The organism is Stenotrophomonas sp. C9D9 (genome assembly GCF_056491205.1).
On record NZ_JBSZIF010000006.1, the window covers coordinates 1,059,479 to 1,075,259 of the forward strand.

At 62.5% G+C, this 15,781-nt stretch carries 13 protein-coding genes and 1 pseudogene; 2 read left to right on the forward strand and 12 right to left on the reverse strand.

All coding sequences use genetic code 11. The features are described from left to right. The first annotated feature begins 487 nt into the window (after window positions 1-487). Window positions 488-844 (forward strand): hypothetical protein, encoded by a 357-nt coding sequence (locus ACXI0D_RS20475; protein WP_479643078.1) that lies wholly within the window; start codon window positions 488-490, stop codon window positions 842-844. A gap of 134 nt (window positions 845-978) precedes the next feature. On the opposite strand, the gene ACXI0D_RS20480 is transcribed toward ACXI0D_RS20475, so the two are convergent. The 12 genes and pseudogenes from ACXI0D_RS20480 to ACXI0D_RS20535 all read right to left on the reverse strand — a co-directional run bounded on the left by ACXI0D_RS20480 (window position 979) and on the right by ACXI0D_RS20535 (window position 14,614). Continuing rightward, entirely contained in the window at window positions 979-1,734 is a 756-nt protein-coding gene (locus ACXI0D_RS20480) for a TIR domain-containing protein (protein ID WP_479643079.1), read from the reverse strand. A 66-nt stretch (window positions 1,735-1,800) separates the two neighbouring features. After that, window positions 1,801-2,007, reverse strand: coding sequence for a hypothetical protein (locus ACXI0D_RS20485; RefSeq protein WP_479643080.1), 207 nt, complete (start codon window positions 2,005-2,007; stop codon window positions 1,801-1,803). Between the two features lie 350 nt (window positions 2,008-2,357). Further along, window positions 2,358-2,813 carry a hypothetical protein gene (locus ACXI0D_RS20490; protein WP_479643081.1) on the reverse strand — a complete coding sequence of 152 codons (456 nt, stop codon included), beginning with the start codon at window positions 2,811-2,813 and terminating at the stop codon, window positions 2,358-2,360. 86 nt (window positions 2,814-2,899) lie between these two features. Then, window positions 2,900-3,373 (reverse strand): hypothetical protein, encoded by a 474-nt coding sequence (locus ACXI0D_RS20495; RefSeq protein ID WP_479643082.1) that lies wholly within the window; start codon window positions 3,371-3,373, stop codon window positions 2,900-2,902. Between the two features lie 303 nt (window positions 3,374-3,676). Beyond that, the gene (locus tag ACXI0D_RS20500; RefSeq protein WP_479643083.1) at window positions 3,677-4,351 is read right to left on the reverse strand and encodes a hypothetical protein; all 675 of its coding nucleotides are present in this window, start codon (window positions 4,349-4,351) and stop codon (window positions 3,677-3,679) included. Window positions 4,352-5,286: 935 nt separating this feature from the next. Next, window positions 5,287-6,852, reverse strand: a complete 1,566-nt coding sequence (gene guaA, locus ACXI0D_RS20505) for a glutamine-hydrolyzing GMP synthase (protein ID WP_479643084.1) — start codon at window positions 6,850-6,852, stop codon at window positions 5,287-5,289. Next, on the reverse strand, window positions 6,849-7,325 hold the full coding sequence (locus ACXI0D_RS20510) for a hypothetical protein (RefSeq protein ID WP_182474451.1): 477 nt from the start codon (window positions 7,323-7,325) through the stop codon (window positions 6,849-6,851). Before ACXI0D_RS20510 ends, guaA begins: the two co-directional genes overlap by 4 nt. Window positions 7,326-7,432: 107 nt before the next feature. Continuing rightward, the gene (gene guaB, locus ACXI0D_RS20515; RefSeq protein ID WP_005409308.1) at window positions 7,433-8,890 is read right to left on the reverse strand and encodes an IMP dehydrogenase; all 1,458 of its coding nucleotides are present in this window, start codon (window positions 8,888-8,890) and stop codon (window positions 7,433-7,435) included. A gap of 518 nt (window positions 8,891-9,408) precedes the next feature. Beyond that, complete coding sequence (gene folD, locus ACXI0D_RS20520; RefSeq protein ID WP_014036908.1) at window positions 9,409-10,287, reverse strand: bifunctional methylenetetrahydrofolate dehydrogenase/methenyltetrahydrofolate cyclohydrolase FolD; 879 nt, start codon at window positions 10,285-10,287, stop codon at window positions 9,409-9,411. A 169-nt stretch (window positions 10,288-10,456) separates the two neighbouring features. After that, window positions 10,457-12,289: a monovalent cation:proton antiporter-2 (CPA2) family protein gene (locus ACXI0D_RS20525; protein ID WP_101765321.1), complete on the reverse strand. Its 1,833-nt coding sequence runs from the start codon at window positions 12,287-12,289 to the stop codon at window positions 10,457-10,459. 217 nt (window positions 12,290-12,506) lie between these two features. After that, window positions 12,507-13,642, reverse strand: a pseudogene (gene moeB / locus ACXI0D_RS20530) (molybdopterin-synthase adenylyltransferase MoeB). A 60-nt stretch (window positions 13,643-13,702) separates the two neighbouring features. Next, a complete protein-coding gene (locus ACXI0D_RS20535) occupies window positions 13,703-14,614 on the reverse strand; it encodes a LysR family transcriptional regulator (protein WP_458220270.1) in 912 nt (303 codons plus the stop codon). 185 nt (window positions 14,615-14,799) lie between these two features. Between ACXI0D_RS20535 and ACXI0D_RS20540 the strand changes: the two genes are divergently transcribed. Next, entirely contained in the window at window positions 14,800-15,768 is a 969-nt protein-coding gene (locus ACXI0D_RS20540) for an alcohol dehydrogenase catalytic domain-containing protein (RefSeq protein WP_479643085.1), read from the forward strand. Window positions 15,769-15,781: the final 13 nt, after the last annotated feature.

Sequence of the window (15,781 nt, forward strand, 5' to 3'; positions counted from 1 at the left end):
GGCTGATCGCGTGCCGTTGCTTGGCGAGGCGGACTAAGAACTGTTGCAAAGAAGGCCGTCGCGCAATTCCCTTGTAGCGTGGGCGATTGCGCCAGCTTGGTTCGCTATCAACAGAGCGGCTGCGCGAATGCGGCTGTTGGCGTCGCGTGTTGCACGATTGGTGCGTGCAACAATAGTTCTTCGCTCTCGAATTCCGCGATTCCTTCGCGAATTTCTATTGGCATTCGAAGCACCCGCGTAAACACCATGGCGCGCCACCGATACCGGGTGGCCGGGCGTGCAAACCCGAGACGCAGAGTGAATACGCTTGCCAGTCGGCACCGTCCCTGAGGCGGTGCCGACTGGCAATCCGTCGGCCTATATGGCGGACGGTGCGTGGGGGTCTTCGGGCCCGCCGGTCACTCCTCTGCGTCCCGGTTTGCAACCCGCACCGTCCGCCACCCTCTTCGCGGTGGCGCTGTTAAGCATAGCCACGGAAGCCGACGCAATGAACGAATCCGACACTTTCTCTTCGTACACCGTTGTTGAGCCCATCAACGACGACACTCCCCTGCCCGACCTGAACTCCCTGCTCGGCATCCTCAAGCGCATGCGGGGCTGCGAGGGTGCAGATGGGCACCCCTGGCCGGAGAACGACGTGTCACCCGGCCGCCGCGTGAGCCTGGCGAGGACTGAGCGCGCTTTGGTCGGGCTGCTAACGGTGCTGGAGGTGCTGCATTCGGCTGACCGCTGCCGGGTGGCAGCGGAGCCAGAGCGGCATCTGGATGAGGGAACTGTTGATGGGTTGTTTCTGGCTTGCCGGGGGTTGGCTGAGTGGGCTTGCCGGGAGGTCAGGCCAGAGTGATCTACTTGCCGGAGCATACTCACGGCAGACTTCGCCGAGCGCCGCATCGAATGGCGTCCGCTTCCGGCCAGAAGCAGACATCCAAGAACTCTCGACCTAAGCGATCACTTCGGCCAGATCACTAGAGCTATTGGCTAGCTTGAGGCACGGGTAATAGCTTCGGGATTTAGAACAAAGCCTGCACTTCGTAGCCGGTCAACGAGCTTTGGGACGACCTCTTTAACATGGTCATTGAAGGCAATGTAAAGAATTCCTTGTGCGTCGGAAGGAACTTCAAGGTGTTGCTTCTTCAAGATGGCAACATTCCTACGCCCAAGCGCCGAAATCAACATACCCATTTCGAGGACAACATTCTGACGAGCACGAGGTTGTGCCTCTTTGTCCCCTGCAGCCTTGGCGTATCCAACGTCGTCAGGTGTAAGTAAAACAATGCCAAATTTTGCAGAACCAGCATGCGTGCCAATCTCAGCCTCAAGGGCCTCAATGATCGTCAGGCCACCACCACCGGTATTTTGCAGGACGTATGGATCTAGACCAAGCTTGTGAATGACAAGCTCAAGCTGCTCGCGGGCAACCGAATCATGTCCATGCACGATGAACACCTTACTCGCTGCTGGAGCAGAGGCCGGTGGTGCAACGGCAAAACTCGCACTTTCCGCCGCTGTACTTGGGGCGGTGCCAGTGTACTTGCAAAGATCTGCTTGTAACTTCTGCTTTGCCTCCCTTCCCCCCTGGAACTGAACAGTTCCTGTCGATTCATACCAATTGACGACTGCCCCATCTGAGGTCTTAATTTGGTGAGCCGTCCCAGACATCCCGCTTTGAACAATGTCTCGCCCAATTGCACGAACCATAGTCTTGAGGTCTTCAAAGGTTCCCTTGTGCTTCATCGATCCTCCATTGAAAAGCTAAATCTAGCGCTAACGCGATTCGAAAAATGCGTAGTTCTGAATGAATTACCCGCCCTTGGATGAGGCTGTCATCGCATCCAAGAGCTGCTCTGCCTTGAGGATTAGAACTTCCTGGGCTTTCATCAGCTCAACAAATTCCGGATTGTTTGAATGCCCGGTACCGACCCAAGCCATGTTTGCAGTGCGCTTGGCTATCGCGTCTAGGCTCTCACTGATCTTTTGGTTGCGAAGGACAAACTCTTCGTAGGTCATAATTTTCTCGAAATTTCCAAATGTTTCTAGCCGGACCCAAAGACTGACAATAGGACGCCAACACGCAGGTGATGGTCTACTCGCTTGGCGTAGCTGAATCTTAATGCGACTCGGTTCGGCCAACAAGGTTGCCTACAACCGGACCCAACGGCAGCCTTGACAAACGACTACAGGCTTGCACCGATAGGCCTGCAGATGTCCGATTTGGGTCGAGAGCGGACTCTTTCACTCATGGTCGCGTTGCCCTGGCGCTGGCGCGTCTGCTTTCGGCCAAAAGCGGACTTCAGAGCCTGAGTTAAAGCGGGACGCGAAGGAGCGTCGGTTTGCAAGAATTTTTAGGCTTGCTCCGTTTATCCGATCCGCGCGATCTGCTCTTTGTTAACATAGAACGCCTGCCACCTATTGTTATGCTCGTCCATAGGACGTCCCTCGTAATCCGTGGGCGACCAGTAAACAAGGTACTCATAAGTGCCAGGCCCATAGTCGACCACGATGCCTGTCATGCCGATTTTGGAATGCTCCGTGATCCATGAACGGTTCTCTGGAACCCTCATGAGCTTGACCCGATCACCCGGCACAAACGCCTTCGATTTAGGCGCGTAGTAGTGTCGGTAAACATCAGCTTTCTGCTGCTCTAGTGCCTCAACCTTTTCGGCGAAGCCGCGAGCCTTTTGCTCAAGATGCTTTACCTCATCGTCTAGCGTCACGTACCTAGCGAAGGCGGCCTCCACCCTCTTTGAGCGGGCGCCATAGTAGATCGACAGCGCAATTCCCAACACACCCAAAAGCAAACCTACTATTTCCATGCTGTATTAGTCGAATTGATGTTTGATTCAAGGCCTAGCGCTTGAGTTAGCCCAGGCCGCGAAGCAGCTTCGTCTTAAACGAACTGTTAGAGTCCACTGTACTTAGCCTCTGTCTCGCGAAGTGACTGCGCTAGCTCTCGTTCGATCATCGCCTCGTCAACGCCGAAGCGCTCCCAAAGCGCCAAGTAAATTGGAGTAACCAGCGCATCAGCTTGTTGAAAGAGTTCAATCATGGAGCTCAGCTCGCCTATTACAATCCTCTGCCCAACCGGATGAGTGGCGTTTTCGGCGTGCTCCCGGAAGAAGCGGTGAATCAGCCGATTGCGCTCAGCCAGCGCATTGGCGAGTGCAGAATCCACGCTTGCCGGAACTACTGTCAGCGAGCGAGTTGCACCTAACAGCTGGCCAAGTGTCTTTGCTTCAAAGTGATCGAACGCAAAGTCAAAATCTTGGCGAGTTGCGCCATTGATTCCCCCTAGATGCAGAGCGACCATCCAGTTAATTAGGCTCGACTCAAGGAGATTCGCTCCATAGACAGCGAGCCCAAAGAAGGCATACATCTCCTTAGGATCTTCGAAGTCTGGAGTCGGAGTATCTGGCATGGTGGGTGTGGCCTCTAACTACCTAACAGCCGGATTCCGGGGTCCAGCCATACACATCGGATGGCGGGATTTTGCCTAGATATAAGGGTGGATGGGTTTCCAACAAGCTGATCCAGAGGCCGGCTTGGTGCCGGCCAGAGCTCGTAGCTATACGAGCATGTACAATGAAAAATCCTAGCACTCAATCCAGATGCTTAATCAATCCAGATGCCACAGGCATTCATCATGCCCCCCCGAAGAGAGCTCGGAATAAGTGAATTGTTAACGCTTACACTGCCATATATACACAACACCCTTCTCTGTTGCTCCAACGGTTGACTTGGCGACTGTTACAAGCTCCGTCCTTAGCCTACGCGACCAACCGCCGAATGTTGCTTGCGGAACGCGGTCGCCAAAGTCAGGGAAATGAGTATTCAGGTCAGAATTGCTCAAGAAGGAAATTGGCTTAATCAAGTCACGACTGAGTAATGAAGAAAAAGCACGTCGCGCTAATTCTTTATTATTTGCCGATGGGTGAGGAGTGTCAAAGAGCTTTTTAATCGCTGCCGAAGTTCCACCAATAACGAGAAAGTTTGCGCAGAGATTGCTTGTCTGTGCGAAAGCGACTCTAACTGCATCTTCGACTATGGCTTGCCTAATTTGCTTAACGTCAAAGTTGGAGCCAGGCCATTTCATCTCTACGGCTCCATACCACCCTTGGGCACCGGAGCGCCGCCCCAGAACAGCAACATCGATTCTCTTTTTTGTTGTGGCCGGCCAATTGGTTGGCCTTTGCGCCGTCTCCGGCACGTAGGCTCGTTGCGCACTAATCATTCGAACAAGTTCAACCCGGGCCGCATCTTCACCGACTTGGTGTTCCAGGTTCTGTGCGGCCAACTGCTGGAACCAGCCTGCAAGGCCTGAAGCAATACTCTCAGCAAATGCAATTCTTGTCATAAGCGTTAGCTTCCTAACAGACGGCCCTCTAGGGTCCGGTTATACAATAATTACCCAGAAAGCACCATTTAGCGGATCTCCCCTTGCTAACACTCGATAATAGGGCGGCGGAGTCCGGCTAGCAAACGACACGTAGCCGTATCCAGCGTTGGACCCCGGACTGCCCCAATGTCCGCTATGGATCGAAAGGGAAAACCAAGAAAAGGCTTTTCGCTAGCCCTGCTGTACTGGATAAACCAGAAGCTGCCACCTGATCTGCCCGTTGGCGGGATTGTGCTGCCGATGGTTTTGAGGCGGAAGTGTGTGACCACCTGCGATTGCAATCTCGTCTCCACAAGATGTGCAGCGGTATATCCCTGGGTGCGGCGCGCCCGTACCCGGCGTGTGCGTTGCATCGAATGCCGCGTCCTGCGACTGGGTCAAACGGTTCGCGTATTTGTAGAGAGCCATAGCACACCTCCTGTGTTGATTGAAAGATCACACCCATCTAATGAACTAGCGCATGGTTCCCGCGAAATGCCGAGTTCAAAGCGCACCTAACGGCGGGATCGGTCCTTGATACCGATTGATCTTAGTGCGTCATTGTGCGGCTAACAACTCGGCATGTAACAATATCTGGAGAGGCTTGGTCACCGACCAAAGCTCCAGTCAACATCCGTTCGAGTGGAGAAGGCCTCTGCCTCGCAACCAGTATCCTGGCGACTCAATGCCGAAGAGCCGCTCACCCAGTAGCCAACACCCCAAGATGCTCACTGAGAAATCGATTGAGTACCAGGTCAGCTAATCCGTCAAGCCGGGTCCTGGCTTGTATCCGGCCGGCCACGCACGCGATGCGACCTTTGGCAAGACCACTGCCCCGCCAGCTGCTATTTACCTGATTGATAGCGGACACCACAAACAGCAAGGGCGCCTCTCGGCGCCCTCGTTCTTTCAACTCATTCCCACTCAATGGTTGCCGGCGGCTTCCCCGAGATGTCATAAACAACCCTCGACACCCCCCGCAACTCATTGATGATCCGGTTGCTCACCGTCCCCAGGAACTCATACGGCAGATGCGCCCAATGCGCCGTCATGAAGTCGATCGTCTCCACAGCCCTTAGCGCAATCACCCACTCATAAGCCCGCGCATCGCCCACCACGCCCACCGACTTCACCGGCAGGAACACGGCAAACGCCTGGCTGGTCTTGTCGTACAGGTCCGCCTTGCGCAGCTCATCGATGAAGATGGCATCGGCCTTGGCCAGCAGTTCGGCGTATTCGCGCTTCACTTCGCCCAGGATACGCACGCCCAGGCCCGGGCCCGGGAAAGGATGGCGGTAGACCATGGTGCGCGGCAGGCCCAGCTCAACGCCCAGGCGGCGCACTTCGTCCTTGAACAGCTCGCGCAGCGGCTCCACCAGGCCCAGCTTCATGTGCTCCGGCAGGCCGCCCACGTTGTGGTGGCTCTTGATCACATGCGCCTTGCCGGTCTTGCTGCCGGCCGACTCGATCACGTCCGGGTAGATGGTGCCCTGCGCCAGCCACTTGGCGTTGCTCAGCTTGTTCGACTCTTCGTCGAAGATCTCAACGAACAGGTTGCCGATGATCTTGCGCTTGGCTTCCGGGTCGCTCACGCCTTCCAGCGCGGCGAAGTAGCGGTCGGCGGCATTCACGCGCACCACCTTCACGCCCATGTGCTCGGCAAACATCGCCATCACCTGGTCGCCTTCCTGCCAGCGCAGCAGGCCGGTATCCACGAACACGCAGGTCAGCTTGTCGCCGATCGCCTTGTGCAGCAGCGCGGCCACCACGGACGAATCCACACCGCCGGACAGGCCCAGGATCACTTCGTCATCGCCCACCTGTTCGCGCACGCGGGCGATCTGGTCGTCGATGATATTGGCGGCAGTCCACAGGGTCTGGCAGCCGCACACGTCCACCACGAAGCGGCGCAGCAGCGCCTGGCCCTGCAGGGTGTGGGTCACTTCCGGGTGGAACTGCACGCCGTACCAGCGCTTTTCTTCGTTGGCCATGGCGGCCACCGGAATGCGGTCGGTGGTGGCGGTGATGGTGAAGCCCGGCGGTGCAACGGAGACGTGGTCGCCGTGGCTCATCCAGACATTCAGCTTCGGCTCGCCGCCGTGGTCGCTCAGGCCCTTGAACAGTGCATCCGGGTTGATCACGTTCACTTCGGCGTGGCCGAACTCGCGCTGGTCAGCGGCTTCGGTGGCACCGCCCAGCTGCGCGGCCAGGGTCTGCATGCCGTAGCAGATGCCGAAGATCGGCAGGCCGCTGTCGAACACTTCCTGCGGCGCGGCCGGGGCACCCGGCAGCGTGGTCGATTCCGGGCCACCGGACAGGATGATGCCCTTGGCGCCAAACGCAGCGATCTCGGCCGGGTTGTGGTCCCACGCCCAGATTTCGCAGTAGACGCCCAGCTCGCGGATGCGGCGGGCGATCAGCTGCGTGTACTGCGCGCCGAAATCGAGGATGAGGATCTTGTCGTTATGGATGTTGGTCATGGTGCCGTTCCAGTGGTGTTTTTCGCAGCGCCCGGCGCTTCAAGGCTCTGCGTCAGCGTGGCGATGAACGCCTCGCGTTGTTGAATATGTGAGGGGTCTTCCTCGTCCCAGCGCAGCATCAGCAGGCCATGCGGTGCGTTGGGGTTGGAGCGGTCGGCGCGCGGCAGCTCGGCGATTTCCTGCACTTCGGTGCCGGGCACGATGCGCCGTTGCAGCGCCGCCATCGAGAAGCCCGAATCCGCAGCGCCCCAGGACGCCCAGCGCACGCTCATCCGTGCGGGCTCCAGCGCGCCTAGTACCGGCGTCAGCACCGGATCATCCGGCCCGTGCAGCAGTTCGGTAATGCACTGCAGGGTGACCTGCAGCGGGCGCTCACCGGTGCCTTTCAGCAGCCAGCGCTGCTCGCCAGCGGCCTGCACCTGCCAGCCCTTCGGCAGCGAGAACGCGTTCTGGCACGCCTGCACGTCCTGCAATTGCGAAACCGCCGCGCCCGGAGACCCGGAGCGCGGCGGCGGTTCGGACAACGAACAGCCTGCCATCAGCAGGCTGCCCGTAATCGCAAGAGCAGTTCGCAAGCGCATCAGGCGCGGTAGTTCGGCGGCTCTTTGGTGATCGTCACGTCGTGGACGTGGCTCTCACGCTGGCCGGCGCCGCTGATCTTCACGAACTTGGGCTTGCTGCGCATGTCTTCGATGGTGGCGCAGCCCACGTAGCCCATGGTGGCGCGCAGGCCGCCCATCAGCTGGTGGATGATGCCGCCCACCGGGCCGCGGTACGGCACGCGACCTTCGATGCCTTCCGGCACCAGCTTGTCGGCGGTGGCGGCGTCCTGGAAGTAACGGTCCTTCGACCCCTTCTCCATGGCAGCCAGCGAACCCATGCCGCGGTAGCTCTTGTACGAACGGCCCTGGTACAGCTCGGTCTCACCCGGCGATTCCTCGGTACCGGCCAGCAAGCCGCCGACCATGATGGTCGAGGCACCGGCGGCCAGCGCCTTGCCGATGTCGCCCGAGTAGCGGATGCCACCGTCGGCGATCAGCGGGATGCGGTCCTGCAGCGCTTCGGCCACCAGGTCGATGGCGGTGACCTGCGGCACGCCGACGCCGGCGACAACGCGGGTGGTGCAGATCGAGCCCGGGCCGATGCCGACCTTGACGGCGTCCGCGCCGCTGTCCAGCAGCGCCAGTGCGGCTTCGCCGGTGCAGATGTTGCCACCGATGACCTGCACGTTCGGGAAGTTCTTCTTGACCCAGCTGACGCGGTCCAGCACGCCCTGCGAGTGGCCGTGCGCGGTATCGACCACGATCACGTCCACGCCGGCGGCGACCAGCGCTTCCACGCGGCGATCGGTATCGCCACCCACGCCGACGGCAGCGCCGACCAGCAGGCGGGTCGACAGATCCTTGGCAGCGTTCGGGAAGTCGGTGTTCTTCTGGATGTCCTTGACGGTGATCAGGCCACGCAGTTCGAACGAATCATTGACCACCAGCACCTTTTCGATGCGGTTGCGGTGCAGCAGCTGCAGCACTTCATCAGACGCGGCGCCTTCCTTGACCGTGATCAGGCGATCCTTCTTGGTCATGATGTGGCGGACCGGATCGTCCAGCTCGGTCTCGAAGCGCATGTCGCGGTGGGTCACGATGCCGGCCAGCAGGCCGTCGCTGCCCACCACCGGCACGCCGGAGATGTTGTGCGCCTGGGTCAGGGCCAGCACGTCGCGGATGGTGGTTTCCGGGCCGACGGTGATCGGGTCGCGGATGACGCCGGCCTCGAACTTCTTGACCTTGGCCACTTCCGCGGCCTGCTGTTCCAGGCTGAGATTCTTGTGGATGATGCCCATGCCGCCGAGCTGGGCCATGGCGATGGCCAGGCGGGCTTCGGTGACGGTATCCATGGCTGCGGACAGGATCGGAAGCTTCAGCTTCAGGTCTCGGGTCAACCGCGTTTCGAGGTTGACGTCCTTGGGCAGGATGGTCGAGTGGGCGGGGACGAGCGAGACGTCGTCGTAAGTGAGTGCTTCAGCCTGGATGCGCAGCATCGGCATACCCGAGATGTGGGGAAGCGCGACATTTTACCCTGTTTTCGCGCCGTGTGGCAGGGGGTAGATGCGACGCAGTGTCGCGCGGGCGGCGATTGGTTCAGGGGGGCTGCAACCTGCTCTCAGGGTCTGGAACCTACCCTCGGTGGGTGCGGACCGTTGGTCCGCACTGGAACCGCCTTTGGTAGGTGCCAACCTTGGTTGGCACAAACAGGGAGAGGCCTTCACCCCATCTGGAGTCCAGCGCCGGACGGATCGTGCCAACCAAGGTTGGCACCTACCAACAGCCGGTCGTCGGCCTGCCTGTGGTGGGTGCGGACCGTTGGTCCGCACTCTCTCTCAGACACCAGTGCCCCAGCAGGAGCCCCAGCCCTCTGGCATTGTGCCGACCAACGGTCGGCACCCACCAGCAGCCCATCTCGCGAGCAGACCCAAGGGCCAGATCCAGCCGCTTTAGGTGGGTGCGGACCGTTGGTCCGCACTATCCCTCAGACATCTGAGACCAGCCCCAGCCGCCGTCAGCTAAGCGCTTCCGCCGCTTCCAACGTGTTCTGCATCAACGTGGCCACGGTCATCGGGCCCACGCCACCCGGCACCGGGGTGATCCAGCTGGCCCGCTGGGCCGCCGCTTCAAACCCGACATCGCCCACCAACCGGCCGTCATCCAACCGGTTGATACCCACGTCGATCACCACCGCGCCCGGCTTCACCCACTCGCCCGGCACGATGCCCGGACGGCCCACCGCCACCACCAGGATGTCGGCGTTGCGCACGGCCTGCTCCAGCACGTCCTTGGGGGTGAACTTGTGGCAGCTGGTCACGGTGCAGCCGGCAATCAGCAGTTCCAGGCCCATCGGGCGGCCGACGTGGTTGCTCACGCCCACGATGGTGGCGTTGCGGCCACGCACCGGCTGGTCGGTGTGGCCCAGCAGCGTGGTGATGCCGCGCGGGGTGCACGGGCGCAGGCCGAACTCGCGCAGGGCCAGGTGGCCGACGTTTTCCGGGTGGAAGCCGTCCACGTCCTTGCGCGGGTCGATGCGCTGGATCAGCCGGCGCGCGTCGGGGATGCCCGGCAGCGGCAGCTGGATCAGGATGCCGTTGATCTTCGGATCGGCATTGAGCTGGTCGATCAGGTCGAGCAGCTCGGCCTCGGTGGTACCGGCCGGCAGGTCGTAGTCATGTGCTTCGATGCCGACCTTCTCGGCGGCACGGCGCTTGTTGCGCACGTACACGGTCGAGGCCGGGTCGCCACCGACCAGCACCACGGCCAGGCCCGGACGGCTGCCACCGGCAGCCACGCGCGCGTCGACGCGCACCTTCAGGCTGTCGAGCAGGTCCTCGGCGATGCGGCGGCCATCAAGGATGCGGGCAGGAAGCTGGGGGGCGGAATCGGTCATCGGGAGCAGGCGTGGGGCGGCGGGGACGCTATTGTCCCCGATTCAGGCCCCCTCGCCCACCGCCACGGCTTGGGTAATTCCCCACCTGGTAGTGCCGGCCGCTGGCCGGCAACCTCATGACGTCGGAACGTTCCCGTATCTGCCGGCCAGCGGCCGGCACTACCGGGCTTTATTCTTCCTCTTCCGGCACATCCTGCGGGTTCAGCGTCTTGCTCTCCCGCTTCGGCGCGGTGAACGGCGTCGGCGTCGGCACGCCCTGCGGGCTGTTGCCGTAGATCATCCGCGCGCCGGCATTCAGACCACCACCGGCAATCTCCAGCTCGAAGCGCTCAGCATCGCGGCGACGGATCTGCTCGGCAATCTCCACCGCGTCGTCCTCATCCGCCCCCAGTTCCACCAGCGCGGCCTGGCCAAACAGCACTGCCGATTCAAAGGTCTCGCGAATCTGGAAATCGACACCGGCATGGATCAGCCGCAGCGAATGCTCGCGGTCGAACGAGCGCACCATCAACTTGGCCTGCGGGAATTCATGCGCCACCAGTTCAACGATGCGGTCGGCCGCCTCGGCCTTGTCCACGCACACCGCAATCGCACGCGCGGTCGCGGCGCCCGAGGCATGCAGCACATCCAGACGCGTGCCATCACCGTAATAGATCTTGAAACCGAACCGCGCCGCGCTCTGGATCATCTCCACATCGTTGTCGATGATGGTCACGTCCACGTCGCGCGCCAGCAGCGACTGGCTGGCGACCTGGCCGAAGCGACCGAAACCGATCAGCAGCACGCTGCCGGACAGGCCGTCGGCCTCGTCCACGCCGTCCATGTTCACCGTCGGCTTCGGCGCGATGCGCTTGTAGACCAGCACCACCAGCGGAGTCAGTGCCATCGACAACACCACCACGGCGGTGAAGTTGGCATTGATCTCCAGGTCGATCACGCCGGCCGATGCGGCGGCGGAGAACAACACGAAGGCGAACTCGCCGCCCTGCGCCATCAGCACGCCACGGTCCAGCGCCTGCGCGTGGTCGCTGCCCATCACGCGCGCCACCACGTAGATGCACAGCGCCTTGGCCGCCATCAGCGCCAGCACCAGGCCTAGGATCAGCTGCCAGTGCGCGGCCACCACGCTCAGGTCCAGCGCCATGCCCACGCTGAGGAAGAACAGGCCGAGCAGGATGCCGCGGAACGGTTCAATGTCCGCCTCGATCTGGTGGCGGAAGGTCGACTCGCTCAGCAGCACGCCGGCCAGGAACGCGCCCATCGCCATCGACAGGCCGGACAGCTGCATCAGCAGCGCCGCACCCAGCACCACCAGCAGCGCGGCGGCAGTCATCACCTCGCGCGCCTTCGATTCGGCCAGCACGCGGAACAGCGGGTTGAGCAGGAAGCGGCCGACCAGCACCAGGCCGACGATGGCACCCACACCGATCGCCACCGACAGCCAGCGCGAACCCTCGCCATCGGCGCTGCCCGCACTCGGACCCATCCACGCCACCAGCGCCAGCAACGGCACGATCAACAGGTCTTCGAACAGCAGGATGGAGACGATCTTCTGCCCCGACGGCAGCGCGATGTCACCGCGCTCGGCCAGCAGCTGCATCACCACCGCAGTGGAGGTCAGCACGAAGCCGGTGGCGCCGATGAAGGCCACCTGCCACGGCAGGCCGAACAGTTTGGCGATGCTGGTCAGCACCACCGCGCAGGTGACGATCTGCAGCGTGCCCAGCCCGAAGATTTCCTTGCGCAGGCTCCACAGGTGCGAGGGCCGCATCTCCAGGCCGATCACGAACAGGAACATCACCACGCCGAGCTCGGCGGTATGCAGGATCGCCTGGGGGTCGGAGAACCAGCCCAGCCCGAACGGTCCGATCGCCAGGCCGGCAGCGAAGTAGCCCAGCACCGAGCCCAGGCCGGCCCGGCGGAACAAAGGCACCATCACCACCGCCGCGCCCAACAGGGCGACGACCTTGACCAGCTCGCTGGTCGCTGCTTCTACCGCCATGCGGTGTTTTCCCCAAGATCCAGAATCGGGTTCAACAATAGAGCAATGCCGATGACGGCAATAGCACGCATGTTGCGCCGGATTGTCTTGGATGTGGAACGATGCTGGGAGCGACCCCCAGCATCATCCCGAAACCCGATACATCCATCCACGCATGGCGTGGATCTACCGACGCATTAGTAGATCCACGCCATGCGTGGATGACGCCCGGCTAGGCTCATCCACCCCGACAGAACGCGGCGTAATCGATATACCCCGGGAACGGCACGCCCGGCGCGCACACCGGGCAGTACGGGTCCGGCCGGATGCCGGTCTCGCGGAAGCGCATGCCCAGCGCATCGAAGCGCAGCAGGCGCCCCACCAGCGGCTCGCCGATGCCCAGCAGCAGCTTCAGCACCTCGGTGGCCTGCAGCACACCAGCCAGGCCCGGCAGCACACCCAGCACACCCGCCTCGGAACAGTTCGGCGCGAACTCCGGCGGCGGCGGCTCCGGGAACAGGCAGCGGTAGCACGGCGCCACGCCACGCTGGCGGCCGGCGTCAAACACGCTTACCTGGCCGTCAAAGCGCTCGATGGCGGCATACACCAGTGGCTTGGCGTGCTTGATGCAGGCGTCGTTGAGCAGGTAGCGCAGCGGGAAGTTGTCCGACCCATCCAGCACCACGTCCACGCCCTCCAGCAGCACATCCACGTTCTCGGACGTGACCCGTTCCGGCACCGCCTCGACCTCGATCGACGGGTTCAGCGCCAGCAGCCGCTCGCGCGCGGAATCGACCTTGAGCTGGCCGACGCTGGCCTCGGTATGCACGATCTGCCGGTGCAGGTTGCTGCGTTCCACGCGGTCATGGTCGGCGAAGCGCAGATGCCCTACCCCGGCCGCGGCCAGATAGAAGCCCGCCGGCGCGCCCAGGCCACCTGCACCCAGCACCAGCACGCGCGACTGCTGCAGCCGGCGCTGGCCGGCCTCGCCCACCTGTGGCAGCAGCAGGTGGCGCGAATAGCGATCGTAGAAGTCGCGGTCGGCAGCGCTGGCCAGGGGCTGTACCAGCGGCAGCGACTGCTCGCGCCAGGCCACGGTGCCGCCCATCACGGAAGCGACGCGGGTGTAGCCGGCCTCCAGCAGGAACTGCGCGGCATCGGCCGAGCGCTTGCCGCTCTGGCAGATCAGCAGGATTTCCTGGTCGTGCCGCGGCAGATGCGCGGCCGGGTCGGCCTGCAGCTCGCCCTTGGCCACGCCATGCGCGCCTTCGGCCATGCCCCCGGCCCGTTCGTGCGCCTCGCGCACATCGATCAGCACCGCGCCATGGGCCAGGCGCTCGCGTGCCTGCGCGGGGAAAGCTCTTGGATGCTCATGGCCGCATTATCACGCAGGCCGCTCTGCCTTGCCTTGACCAATGCCCGGCGCTACCCGGACTACCCGCGCCCGCCGTGCTGTTCCTGAAGAAGACCGATCAGCGCTTTCAGCCCGGGCGGCACATGCCGATGGCCCGGGTAGTACAGCGAAAGACCGGGAAACTCGGGACACCAGTCCTCGAGCAGCCGCAGCAGGCGGCCATCGGCCAATGGCTCCAGTGCCAGATGCTCGGGAACGAAGGCAATGCCGATACCTTCAATGGCCGCGTCGACCATCAACGGCTGGTCCGTCAGCGTGATCGGCCCGGAGACGTTCACCCGCTCGGTGGTGCCTTGATGCTCGAACTCCCACCGGTAGATCGCCCCACTTTCGAAGCGGAAACGGATGCAGTCGTGCTGATGCAGATCCAGCGGCCGCAGTGGCCGCCCACGCGCCTGCAGGTACGCCGGCGAGGCAACCGCCGCGAACCGCATGGGCGCGGTCACTGCAATCGCGACCATGTCCTGGGGCACGGCTTCGGTCAGGCGGATACCCGCATCGAATCCCTCCGAAACGATATCGCCCAACCGGCCGTCACTGACGATATCCAGGTGGATCTGCGGGTACTGGCGCAGGAACCGCGCAAGCACGGGCTTCAGCACGAGCCGTATGGCGCCTTCACTGGCGTTGATGCGGACCGTACCGCGCGGCGTGCCAGCCTCAGTATCCACCGACTGCAGGGCCTCTTCGATCGAGGCCATGGCCGGACGCAGTTTTTCCGCCAGCCGCTCCCCGGCGTCGGTCAGCGAGACGCTGCGCGTGGTGCGATTGAACAGGCGCGCACCCAGCCGCTGCTCGAGCGCCTTGATCGCATGACTGATCGCCGACGGCGTGATGTTCAACTCCGCCGCCGCGCTGCGGAAGCTCCGATGCGCTGCCACCGCCAGGAACGCAGTGAAGGCGGCCAGATCACCTCCGCCGGATTGTTGAATACTACTCACCATGTCGTTAAATATTGAAGCGATTGTCTTGATAGTCAACCGATTCTACGCTCCGGGGTGTCCGCGGGCACACGCCCTCGGCGCTCACCCACCGGGACAGGATCAAGACGATGAAAACGATGAAAGCGGTTGTGATGACCGGGCCGAATGCGCCGTGGCAGGTACAGGACGTCCCGATGCCCGTGATCGAACCGGGCCAGGTGCTGGTCAAGGTCCACGCATCAGGCATGTGCTACACGGACGTGTGGGCAACCCAGGGCTATGGCGGCGACATCTACCCGCAGACACCAGGGCATGAAGTGGTCGGCGAGGTCGTGGAAGTGGGCGCGGGCGTGCACACGCGCCGGGTGGGCGATCGCGTGGGCACCTCATGGGTCCAATCCGCATGCGGCCGATGCCCCTACTGCCGCGAGAGCCGCCCCTTGTCCGGGCAGACCGCGATGAACTGCGATGCACCCCGCACCACCGGCTTCGCCGCGCAGGGTGGACACGCACAGTACATCGCCATCTCCGCCGAAGGCACGGTACTGCTGCCTGACGGCCTTTCCTACGTGGACGCGGCGCCGATGATGTGTGCCGGCTACACCACCTGGAGCGGGCTGCGTGATGCGGCGCCCCAGCCACGGGAGAAGATCGCGGTACTGGGTATCGGTGGCCTGGGCCACGTCGCCCTGCAGCTGTCCAAGGCCTGCGGCTTCGAGACCATCGCCATCACCCATTCCGCAGACAAGCATGCGCTCGCCCAGCAGCTGGGCGCTGACCAGGTCGTGGCCAACGGCAAGGAGCTGAAGGCCATCGGTGGCGCCGACGTACTGCTGGTGACCACCAATGAATTCAGCTCGGCCGAAGAAGCGATGACCGGCCTGCGTGTCGACGGGCGCGTTGTGCTGTGCGGCCTGGACTTCAGCCAGCCCTTCTCGATCTCGTCCGAAGGCGTGCCATTCCACATGATGCGCCAGCGCGTGATCGGCGCCACCCATGGTGGCCAGCACTATCTCAGCGAAGTGCTGCAGCTTGCCGCCGCCGGCAAGGTGAAGCCGATGGTCGAGACCTTTGACCTGGACCGCGCGACCGAGGCGTATGACCGCCTGTCGTCGGGACAGATGAGGTTCCGTGGCGTGCTGTTGCCGTGGGGCCACGCCTGAGCAAGGCGGCCGC